General features: G+C 72.7%; 8 protein-coding genes. 7 read left to right on the top strand and 1 reads right to left on the bottom strand.

Annotated features, from left to right (window positions below):
• The first annotated feature begins 254 nt into the window (after positions 1–254).
• The 4 genes from MXD60_RS16820 (at position 255) to MXD60_RS16835 (ending at position 6,045) form a co-directional block, all read left to right on the top strand.
• Positions 255–3,908, top strand: a complete 3,654-nt coding sequence (locus MXD60_RS16820; RefSeq protein ID WP_283098503.1) for a type I polyketide synthase — start codon at positions 255–257, stop codon at positions 3,906–3,908.
• Positions 3,909–4,243: 335 nt separating this feature from the next.
• Positions 4,244–5,020 (top strand): SDR family NAD(P)-dependent oxidoreductase, encoded by a 777-nt coding sequence (locus tag MXD60_RS16825; protein WP_248820240.1) that lies wholly within the window; start codon positions 4,244–4,246, stop codon positions 5,018–5,020.
• Positions 5,021–5,080: 60 nt separating this feature from the next.
• A complete protein-coding gene (locus MXD60_RS16830) occupies positions 5,081–5,548 on the top strand; it encodes an ester cyclase (protein ID WP_248820242.1) in 468 nt (155 codons plus the stop codon).
• A 29-nt stretch (positions 5,549–5,577) separates the two neighbouring features.
• Positions 5,578–6,045, top strand: coding sequence for a nuclear transport factor 2 family protein (locus MXD60_RS16835; RefSeq protein WP_248820244.1), 468 nt, complete (start codon positions 5,578–5,580; stop codon positions 6,043–6,045).
• On the opposite strand, the gene MXD60_RS16840 is transcribed toward MXD60_RS16835, so the two are convergent.
• Positions 6,042–7,019: a TetR/AcrR family transcriptional regulator gene (locus MXD60_RS16840; protein ID WP_518468114.1), complete on the bottom strand. Its 978-nt coding sequence runs from the start codon at positions 7,017–7,019 to the stop codon at positions 6,042–6,044. The genes MXD60_RS16835 and MXD60_RS16840 overlap by 4 nt on opposite strands.
• Positions 7,020–7,103: 84 nt before the next feature.
• Here MXD60_RS16840 and MXD60_RS16845 point away from each other — a divergent pair, with 84 nt between their 5' ends.
• The 3 genes from MXD60_RS16845 (at position 7,104) to MXD60_RS16850 (ending at position 11,077) form a co-directional block, all read left to right on the top strand.
• Complete coding sequence (locus tag MXD60_RS16845; RefSeq protein WP_248820247.1) at positions 7,104–8,585, top strand: MFS transporter; 1,482 nt, start codon at positions 7,104–7,106, stop codon at positions 8,583–8,585.
• Between the two features lie 357 nt (positions 8,586–8,942).
• Positions 8,943–9,095 carry a putative leader peptide gene (locus MXD60_RS29970; RefSeq protein WP_368861242.1) on the top strand — a complete coding sequence of 51 codons (153 nt, stop codon included), beginning with the start codon at positions 8,943–8,945 and terminating at the stop codon, positions 9,093–9,095.
• Positions 9,096–9,424: 329 nt separating this feature from the next.
• Positions 9,425–11,077: an ABC transporter substrate-binding protein gene (locus MXD60_RS16850; RefSeq protein ID WP_248820249.1), complete on the top strand. Its 1,653-nt coding sequence runs from the start codon at positions 9,425–9,427 to the stop codon at positions 11,075–11,077.
• The last annotated feature ends 141 nt before the right edge of the window (positions 11,078–11,218 follow it).

Here is an 11,218-nt window from a genome sequence, read left to right on the forward strand (position 1 = left end):
CCCTCGGCGTGGCGTAAAAGAGCCCGGCCCACCACCCCACCGGCAGCACCACCCACACCCTCGCCACCCTCCACACCCACGGCCACACCCCCACCCACACCACCCTCACCACCACCGGCACCGGCACCGCCGCGAGCCACCTCACCCGAACGCTCCCCACCTATCCCTTCCAGCGTCAGCGGTACTGGCTGGAGGAAGCGGCGACCGGCGCGCGTAGCGCCACCGGTCTCGGGCTGACCAACGCCGACCACCCGCTGCTCGGCGCGGCGATCGGGCTGGCGGACCAGGACGGGGTGGTGCTGTCCGGGCGGCTGTCACTGGCAACGCATGCCTGGCTCGCCGACCACGCGGTGCAGGGCAACGTGCTCGTCCCCGGCACGGCGTTCGTCGATCTGGCGCTGCGCGCCGGTGACGAACTCGGCGTCGGTGTCCTCGAGGAGCTGCTGTTCGAGACGCCGCTGATCCTGCCCGCACGCGGTGCCGTCGCCCTGCAGGTCGCTGTCGGCGCCCCCGACGAGACGGGACGCCGTCCCGTCGCCGTCCACTCGCGTCCGCAGGACGACGACGCGCCCGACGCGGGCTGGACCCGGCACGCCAGCGGCGTGTTCGCCGACGGCGACACCGCGACGGCCGGGGAGACGGTGACAGGAGGTGCCAACGGCGCTGGCGCACCGGATGGGCTGGCCGCCTGGCCGCCGCCGGGAGCCGAGCGGGTGGACGTGCCGGTCGAGGAGATCTACGGTGCGCTGGCCGCCTCCGGGCTGGCGTACGGGCCGGTGTTCCAGGGGCTGCGGTCCGCCTGGCGGGCCGGCGACGACCTCTACGCCGAGGTCACGCTGCCCGCGAGCCACACCGACGAGGCCGCCGGCTTCGGCGTCCACCCCGCGCTGCTCGACGCCGCCGTGCACCTGTCCGTCTTCCACGGGCTGACCGACGTCCCGGCGGGCCACAGCCGCCTGCCCTTCGCCTGGAACGGCGTCCGGCTGCACGCCACCGGTCCCACCACCCTGCGGGTGCGCCTCACCGTCCACGGCCCGGACGAGATCTCCCTGCACGCCGCGGACAGCACCGGTGCCACGGTCCTCACCGTGGACTCGCTGCTGGCCCGGCTCGTCTCCGCCGAGCAGCTCGCCGCGTCCCGGGCGAGCCGGCAGGACTCCCTCTACGAACTGAGCTGGCCGTCCCCCGTCCTCGCCACGCCGGGCGCCGCGAGCTGGGCGGCAGTCGGCGCGGATGCCCAGGCCGCCGTCACCGCGGCGCTCGGTGGCGCCGACCGGCAGATCGTCGTGACCGCGCCTCCGGACCTGGCCGTCCTCGGCGCGGCGGTCCAGGCCGGCGAGGCCGCCCCGGACCTCGTCGTGGTCGCGTTCGGCGGACAGCACGGAAGCGGACCATCGGACGCCAGCGCCAGCGCCAGCGCCAGCGCGGAAGCGGGCGGTGAGGTGGCGGGCGCCGCGCGGGCCACCGTCGAGCGTGCCCTCGCGCTGGTACAGGACTACCTCGGCGACCCACGGCTGGCGACGACACGGCTGGCGGTGCTCACCTCGCACGCGGTGAGCGTCGCCGGTGAGGACGTCGATCTCGCGGTCGCCCCGGTGTGGGGGCTGCTCCGCACGGCTCAGGCCGAGAACCCCGGGCGCATCCTGCTGCTCGACACCGACCACGAGCCCGCCTCCGCCGCCGCCCTGCCCGCGGCCGTCGCCACCGCCGAGGCCGGCGACGAACCGTCCATGGCCCTGCGCGCCGGCACCGCCCACACCCCCCGCCTCACCGCCGCCGCCACTCCGACCGCCACCGTCACCGTCACCACGGCACCGGCGGACACAGCACCGGCGGACACAGCAGCGGACACCGGGCCTGCCGGCTGGAACCTTGACCCGTTCGGCACCGTGCTCATCACCGGCGGCCTCGGCACCCTCGCCCGTCACCTCGCTGACCACCTCGTCACCCACCACCACCTCCGCCACCTGCACCTGATCAGCCGTCAGGGCCCCGAGCACCCCGACGCCGCCGACATCCGCGGCCGCCTCGAGGATCTCGGCGCGGCCGTCACCATCACGGCCACCGACATCACCAGCCGGCCCGCCCTCGACGAGCTGCTCGCCGCCATCCCCGCCGAGCACCCGCTCACCGCCGTCATCCACACCGCCGGGACCATCGACGACGGGGCGCTGCCCGGTCTGACGCCGGCCCGGCTGCACACCGTCCTCGCGCCCAAGCTCGACGGCGCCTGGCATCTGCACCAGGCCACCCGGGACCTCCCAACCGTGCGGGCGTTCGTGCTGTACAGCTCGATCGCCGGTCTCACCGGCGGGCCCGGGCAGGCCAGCTACACGGCGGCCAACAGCTTCCTCGACGCCCTCGCGCAGCACCGCCGCGCCCACGGCCTGCCCGCCACCAGCCTCGCGTGGGGACTGTGGGCGGACACCAGCACGTTCACCGCCGAGCTGGCCGCGGCCGACCAGCGCCGGATCGCCCGCAGTGGCCTGCGCTCGCTGCCGGCCGCCGACGGCCTGGCCCTGTTCGACGCCGTCGGCTCCCACGACCAGGCGGCACTGCTGGTCCCGGCCGCGCTCGACCTCGGCGCGCTGCGAACCCGGGCGGCCTCGGACGCGCCGGTCCCGGCGCTGCTGCGCGGCCTCGTCCGGGCGGCCCGACCAGGGGCACGGCGCGGCGGCGCGGCGGCGGACGGCGGGGGCGGGGCGGGAGCGCTGGTGCGGTTGCTGGCCGACACCGGCGCCGAGGATCGCCCGGCCGTCCTGCTGGACTTCGTCCGGCGGCAGGCCGCGAGCGTGCTGGGCCACCCGGGCATCGACACGATCGAGCCCGGGCGCGACTTCGGGGAACTCGGGCTGGACTCGCTGACCGCCGTCGAGCTACGCAACCGGCTGAACACGGCGACGGCGCTGCGGCTGCCGGCCACGCTCACCTTCGACCAGCCCAACCCGGCCGCGCTCGCCGCCTACCTCGCCGAGCAGCTCACCGCCGTGGCCGCGGCCGAGAGCGCGGGTCCGGCGTCGGCGGCGGCAGCGCCGGCGCGGGTCCGGGCGGTGGGACCGCAGGAGGGTCCGCTGGCCGAGCTGTACCTGGCGCTGTGCGCCGCGGACCAGTTCGGCGCGGCGGCGCAGCTGCTGGTCGTCGCCTCATACCTGCGGCCCACGTTCGACGCCTCGACGGCGGGGCAGCACGCGGTGCCGACCTTGCAGCTCGCCGAGGGGCCGGCGCGGCACCGGCTGATCTGCTTCCCGGCGATGAGCGCGGTCTCGGGGCCGCACGAGTACGCCCGGCTGGGCACGCTGCTGCGCGGCGAACGCGACGTGTTCGTGCTGCCGTCCCCCGGCTACGCCGAGGACGACCATCTCCCCGTGGACGAGCGCACCTACATCGAGTCGCACGTGCGCGAGGTGACGCGCCTCGTCGGCGATGACCCGTTCGTCCTCGTCGGCCGGTCGATGGGCGGCGTCGTCGCCCACGCGGTGGCCGCGGAGCTGGAGGACGCCGGCGTCGCGCCGTCCGGTCTGATCCTGATCGACAGCTACCCGCCGGAGAGCGCGGTCCGGGAGGGAATGGCGGACTGGTGGCTCACCGCCATGATCAGCGGAATGCTGGATCGGGTCGAGCGGTACCAGATGGTCTGGAGCGACGCCAGCCTCACGACCATGGGCGCCTATGTGAAGATCTTCGACGGCTGGCAGGCGAAACCGGTCCAGACGCCGACGCTGCTGGTGCGGGCGGCGCAGCCGCTACGGCGCACGACGATCGATCCGGCCAATCCGACGGGCTGGCAGGCGTACTGGTCGACCCCGCACGAAGCGGTGGACGTCCCCGGCGAGCACTTCTCGATCCTGGAGGAACACTCACCGACGACGGTGGCCGCTATCCGGGAGTTCATCGAGACCCTGACCTGACGGGCCCGCCGGCCGGTGATCCGACAAAGAATTCCGGTCCGCGCGTTTCCGGGCGGACTACGTAGTTCTACGTAGTCCGAACCCACACCATTCCATGTTGTTCTGCTGTCGCCGTTCACCGGATCTGTCCGGGTTCAGCCGGTCGTTGTTGTCTGGTTTCGGATCAAAGGCACATGAAAGCGGCTGCCCGTCGTTTACATTCCTTGTAGGTTGAGGAAACTCGGCCAACCCACCCATCGGTGGGCCCACCAGCGGGAATGGGTGTCTCAGCCGCGGCCACCACCCCGTGAATTATTGCCCGAACACGACTCGAACGTTACGGAAGGAGGTGGGACATGCCCAACGCAGCAGTCGTCGTCACCGGCGCCGCGGCCGGGATAGGCCAGGCGAGCGTCGAGCTGTTCGCCGAGCGCGGGTTCGGCGTGGTCGCCGTCGACGTGTCCAAGGAAGGGCTGGACGCGTTCGCCGGACGCGAGGACATCGTCACCTTGGCCGGCGACGTGGCCGACCCGGGGACCAATGACGCCGCGGTCGCGCTGGCGATCGAGCACTTCGGCCGGCTCGACGCGGCCGTGCTCAACGCCGGCATCGGCGGCGCCCCGCCGATCGAGGCACCCGGGGCCATCGAGAGCCTCGACCAGATCTACGCGGTGAACGTGCGCGGCGTGGTGCTGGGCATTCGCTCGGCCGCCCCGGCGCTGCGGGCGGCGGGCGGCGGATCGATCGTCGTCACCTCCTCCGGGGCGGGGCTACGCGGCGACCCGTACACCTGGGCCTACAACACGACGAAGGCCGCCGCGATCAACCTCGTGCGCGCCGCCGCGCTGGACTACGCCTGCGAGAACATCCGGATCAACGCGATCGCGCCCGGCCTGACCGCGACGCCCCGCACCGCCGGCCAGCGGGCCAACCCCGACCTGAACGCGACGCTGACCCGCCGCGTGCCGCTGGGGCGCTGGTCGCAGGCCCGAGAGCAGGCGGAGGTCATCTGGTTCCTCGCCTCGCCGGCCGCGTCCTACATCACCGGCACCGTCATCCCCGTCGACGGCGGGATCCTCGCCTCCACCGGCATCCTGCTGGCGCCCACCTACCGCGGCGAACCGCCGCAGTAGGCCCTCCGAGGCGCCCGCCGCACCGACCTGACCATCACCGACCGCACGAGGGAGTGCCACGTGAGCATCGAGACCGACGTCGAGGCCAACATCGACGTTGCGGCCATCATCGACCTTGAGGCCAACAAGGAGACGGCTCGCCGACTGTACGAGGACGTCGTCAACCACGGTCGGGTGGAGCTGCTGGAGACGTTCATCGCCGACGACGGCGACGACGCGACCCGTGGGCGCCACGGCTGGTCCAGCGGTCGGGACGGCTTCCGCCAGCACGTCGACTGGCTGCGCGCCTCGGTCCCGGACGTGCGGACCACGGTCACCAACCTGGTCGCCGAGGGCAACCAGGTGGTGGTGTTCTGGCGGATCCAGGGCACCCAGCACGGCGAGCTGTTCGGCGTCGCGCCGACCGGGCGCAGCATCGACGCCAACAGCATCAGTCTGGTCACCTTCCGTGATGGCCAGGTCGTCAACTACTCCGTGCTGCCCGACCGGCTCGCGATCCTGCACCAGCTCGGCGCCGTCGAGGCCTGAGCGCCCGGCCGACCCAAGGAGGAGGCACCGTGACCACGAAGCTGTCCGCCGCCGACCTCGCCGAGATCGGGCAGACCCTCGCCCTGTTCTCGCACGTCTGCGACAACCAGCAGGACGATGCCCTCGGGTTGGTGTTCACCGACGATGTCGTGTTCGAGTTCGCCCGCAGCGGACGGACGCTGCGCGGGCTCGGCGAGGTGCGGGAGTTCCTGCGCGCGGTGCCACCCGACGCCCCCAACCACCAGACGCAGGACACCGCCGTCCTGGTGGGCGAGGACGGGACGGTGCGCGCGCTCAGCCGCTACCTCGCCATCCTCGTCGACGGCTCGGTCACCAACGGCGACTACGAGGACGTGCTGGTCCGGCTCGACGAGGGCTGGCGGATCCGGTCACGGCGCAGCGTCCACCGCTATCCGCGGGAGGCCGGCGAGCAGGCCTTGGCGCGGGGGGCGGCCTGGCTGCCGTCACTGGAGCGGCTGCCGAGCCTGCTGGCCTAGCCGGCGCCGGCGAGCAGAGCGCAGAGATCGTGCAGCTCGTCGCGGTAGAGCCGGGCCGGATCGTTGACCTGCGGGCGCAGGTGGCCATAGACCTCCAGGGCGACCAGCCCGTGCAGGCGGCCCCAGAGCCGCAGCGACAGTGCGGCGGCGTCGGCCGGCAGGTCGGGGAACGACGCACGGGCCATCGTCGCGAAATCGGGCCGGAAGTCGGACCAGGCGTACGACCGGGGGCCCGGCCCGGGCTCGCCGGGCGCCTCCCGGGCGCCGCCCGGGCGGGCGGCGGCGCGCCCCCGCCCCCCCCCCCCCCCCCCCCCCGCCCCCCCCCCCCCCCCCCCCCCCCCCCNNCCGGGGCCGGGGGGGGGGGGGGGGGGGGGGGGGGGGGGGGGGCGGGGGCCGCCCGGGGGGCCCCCGGGGGGGCGGCGGGGGGGGGGGGGGGGGCGCCGCGGCCAGGCCGCGGCGACGATCCTGATCAGCACTCCGCAGGCCCGGTGCTCGGCGGCGAGCTCGGCCCCGTCCTCGGGAACCTGGTAGCCCGGAATCGGATCGCCGTAGACGAGCTGGAACTCGGGGGTGTTCGCGACCGCCCACTCCCGGTAGGTCACGCCGACGGCGACGAGCTGGCCGACCGGGTCGTCCGGGCGGGAGCGGCGCGCGGCCTCCAGGGAACGGGCGAGGTTCTCGTACACGTCGACGATCAGCGCGGTGATCAGGTCATCGCGGGTGTCGTAGTAGCTGTACAGCGCGCCGGCCGTCATCCCCATCTCGCGGGCGATGGCGCGCAGCGACAGCACGGCCGCTCCGCCCGCGGCCATGTGCCGCAGGGCGATCTCCTTGATGTCCCGCACGGTCTCGGCCCGCAGGCGCTCCCGCCGGCTCAGCTGCACCCCGTCCACCCGGCCGACTCTACATCGACCACTTACTACACGCCGTTCAAATACCAATCGGCAGACAGTAGAGAGAACGCTGTGTAGCATCACGCGATGTCCGGATCGGCCGGCCACCTCGGCCGATCACCCTCCCGGTGCAGGACCGCGCCCTCGACGGAAGGAGCCGCTGCCGTGGCTGCTTCAGCTTCAGCCCCCCGACTAAAAACAGGACTCGGGCTGACGCTCGCGCTCCTGGCGTTCGCCGAATTCATGATCGCCATCGACTACAACATCGTGTACGTCGCGCTTCCCGACATCGGCAAGGAGCTCGACTTCAGCTCGCAGTCGCTGCAGTGGGTGGTCAGCGCCTACGCTGTGACCTTCGGTGGCCTGCTCCTGCTCGGCGGCCGGGCGGCCGACCGGCTCGGCGCACGGCCGGTGTTCATCACCGCGGTCGTGATCTACGGCCTGTCGTCCCTGGTCGGCGGCCTCGCCGACGCGCCCTGGCTGCTCATCACGGCCCGCGCGGTGCAGGGCGTGGGCGGCGCGCTGCTGTTCCCGACCATCCTCACGGTGATCAACACCGCCTTCCCCGCCGGCGCCGAGCGCGCCAAGGCCCTGGCCGCGTGGGGCGCGGCCGGCGGCGGCGGGCTGGCCGCGGGCGCGCTCGCGGGCGGCCTGCTGACCAACTACCTGGGCTGGGAGTGGGTGTTCTTCGTCAACGTCCCCGTCGCGGCGATCATCGCGGCCCTCGCTCCCCGGCTGCTGCCGGCGGACGCGCCCCGGACCGACCGGTACGCCGGCTTCGACGTCGGCGGCGGCCTGCTGGCCACCGCAGGCGTCGCCCTCGTCGTGTTCGGCCTGGTCAGCGGCCCGGATGCCGGCTGGCTGTCGGTGCGCGCGACCGGCACGATCATCGTGGGCGCGGTGCTCCTCGCCGCGTTCGCCGCGCTGGAACTGCGGCTGCGCACTCCCCTGCTGCCGCCGCGGCTGCTGCGCTACCGGAGCCTGACCACGGCGGTGCTGGCCGTGTTCGTCTTCTCGGGCACGCTGTCCGGCGAGTACTACCTGTTCACCACCTACCTGCAGGGCATTCTCGGGTTCAGCCCGCTGAAGGCCGGCCTGTCGTTCCTGCCGCTGACGGTGATCTCGATGGCGGGCGCCGGGCCGATCGCCACCGCCGCCGCGCGCCGACTTGGCTACGGCGCGACGCTCGCACTCTCGCTGCTGCTGTGCGGGATCGGCATCGCGCTGCTCGTCCCGGCCATGTCGACGGACGGTTCGTACCTGGCGCTGCTGCCCGGGATCGCCGTGTGGGGCGTCGGCGGCGGCATCGCCTTCACCGTGTGCTTCGCCGCCGCCGGACTCGGCGTGGCCGTCGAGGAGCAGGGGGTGGCGAACGCGGTCGCCTCCACCTCGCAGCAGGTCGGCTCCGCGGTGGGCCTGGCCGTGATCGTCGCCGTGGCGAACTCCGGCCTCGGCGCCGCGTCCCGGCCCGACGACGTGGTCCATGGCCTGCGGGTCGGCGGCGTCGTCGCCGCCATCACCGCGGCCGTGGTCAGTGTCCTCGTCGGTCTGCTGCTGCGGGACCGCCCGACGGCGGCCGCGCCGGTGCCCAGCCAGCCGGCGGGCTCCGAACGTCACGAGGACGTGCCGGCGTCCTTTTCCGGCTGACGCGGACGGGCGGCCCGCTCCGACTTCACCGGAAAGGTATCCGGTGGGTAACCGGCGGTCGCGGCAATAAAGAGTCGTCCGTCTTCAGAGCATCCAGTCTCCGGTTATTCCGGGAAGTAGGGGCGCGCTGCCAGGCATGATCCTTCGCGGTCGCGCCTTTCGCTGGTGACACATCTCGGGAGCGCGCCTCGGTACGGGTAAGTGGAAGGCGAACGGGGCGCAGGTCGATCGACGCGGAACAGCAGAGAGTGTTCGCGGGGATGCACCCGTCCGCAATTCGACACCCCCCGTCCGATACATGTGACGCACATCACATTTGATAGCCCTAATGTGTTTAATGGCCCTAGAATTAATGCCATGGACATCCAGCAGCGATCGCCAGCACCCGGGGCGCGCGGCCGGATATCGACCCGGCCGGCCGTAACCGCCGGGCAGCTTTCAGTACACACATTCCTTACGGCGCGACGGCATATCGATCTTCTTCGAGTGACCAGCGCCTCCTGTAGCTGAGGTCGCGGCGCCGAAAAAGCCGCCGCGACCCGGATTTCACCAGCAGGCCGCGCCGTGCCCGCGCGGTCCACGCCCGCGTCGTCAGCAGTGGCGTCGCGACACCGGCTGCGACGGTTGACACCGCGCCGCGTGTCCCGGCCTCCCCCGCCGCCGGCTATTGCGGGCGCCAACAATCCGCGCCCGCAATAGCCGCTCGGACCCTGACGCGCGGCCACTGCGGCGTGCCCGGCCGGCGGGGAATGCGCGATCCCGCCGGCCGGAAACAGCTCTGCCCGTCTCCTGCCCACCTGCCCACCGTCTGGTCACAGAACTACTCCCGGAGCCCATCCATGCGTCACTCCAGACCCGTTCGCCTCGCCCTGGTCGCCGGGGCGGCAGCGGCGACCCTCGCTCTCACCGCCTGCGGCTCCGACTCAGGCTCCGGCGGCAGCGCCACTGCCGGCACCCCGAAGGCCGGTGGGACGCTGACCTACGCTCTCGACGTCGAGCCCACCTGCTTCGACCTGCAGGTCAACCCGCAGGGAATCACCGGGGACATCGAGCGCGGCGTGGTCGACTCGCTGGTCACCATCGACGCCAAGGGCTCCTTCCACCCGTGGCTGGCCTCCTCCTGGCAGGTCGCGCCGGACCTGAAGAGCTACACCTTCAAGCTGCGCGAGGGCGTGACGTTCACCGACGGCACCCCGTTCGACGCCTCGGCGGTCAAGGTCAACTTCGACCGCGTCGCCGACCCGAAGACGAAGTCCCAGTACGCCGCAACGCTGCTCGGGCCGTACAGCGGCACCGAGATCATCGACCCGCACACGGTGAAGGTGTCGTTCAGCAAGCCGTTCTCGCCGTTCCTCCAGGGCGCGAGCACCCCGAACCTGGGCTTCTACTCACCGAAGTCGCTCACCAAGGGTCCGGACGCGCTGTGCGCGGGCGGCAGCGCCATCATCGGCACCGGACCGTTCGTGTTCAGCGGCTACACCAAGGGTCAGAGCGTCACCCTGACGAAGAACGCGGCCTACAACTGGGCGCCGCAGCAGACCCCGCACACCGGCGCGGCCTACCTCGACAAGGTCGTCTTCCGGTTCCTCACCGAGGACCCGGTGCGCAGCGGCGCCATCACCAGCCGCCAGGTCGACGTCGCCACCAGCATCTCGCCGTCGGACGCGAAGACGGTCGAGGCGGACAACGGCCTGAAGATCCAGAAGGTGGAGGACGCCGGCGGCAGCTACGCCATCTACCTCAACACCGCGCGCGGGGCGTTGACCGACGTTCGGGTGCGCAAGGCGATCCAGCTCGGCACCGACATCGACCAGATCGTCAAGACGGTCTACTTCGGCCAGTACCAGCGTTCGTGGAGCCCGCTGACCCCGGGCACCCCGTCCTACGACTCCTCCCTCGACGGCAGCCTGAAGTTCGACCCGACCGCCGCCGGCAAGCTGCTCGACGAGGCCGGCTGGACCGGGCGCGACGCCCAGGGCTACCGGACGAAGGACGGCAAGCGACTCACCGTCGACTGGCCGTGGAACCCGCCGCACACCCGTGAGCAGCGGGCCGTCGTCGCCCAGGCGATCCAGGCCGACCTGAAGAAGATCGGCGTGGACATCAGCCACCCCGCCCTCGACATCGGCGCCTTCGTGGCGCTCGCCGGGTCTGGCCAGTACGACCTGTACGACTTCTCCTGGACCCGGTTCGACCCGGACATCCTGCGGGGCTTCTTCAACTCGGCGAGCACCCCGGCCACCGGCGGGCAGAACGCGGCGAACCTGAAGGACCCGAAGGTCGACGAGTGGACCGACGCCGGCGCGGCCACCCTGGACAAGGCCAAGCGGGACGAGCTCTACGCGAAGGTGCAGCACCAGGTGGTCCTCACCGACGCGGCGGTGCTGCCGGTGTACGTGCCGACGAAGGTGGTCGCGGTCGCCAACCGGGTGCAGGGCCTGTCCGTCGACCCCAACGGCAAGCCGCTGCTCTACAACGCGTGGCGTAGCTAAGTCATGACGAGCACCCCCACCGCTGCCGCTCCGGCCGTGTCCCCGCCGGGCGGCGCGGGTCAGCGCGACGCCCCGGCCCGCGCCGGCCCGGGCTCGTATACACAACTCCGACCCCACCAGACCGCTCAACATGGCGGATGG

Origin of the sequence: Frankia sp. AgB32 (genome assembly GCF_023243045.1) — a bacterium.
Taxonomy (GTDB): Bacteria; Actinomycetota; Actinomycetes; order Frankiales; family Frankiaceae; genus Frankia.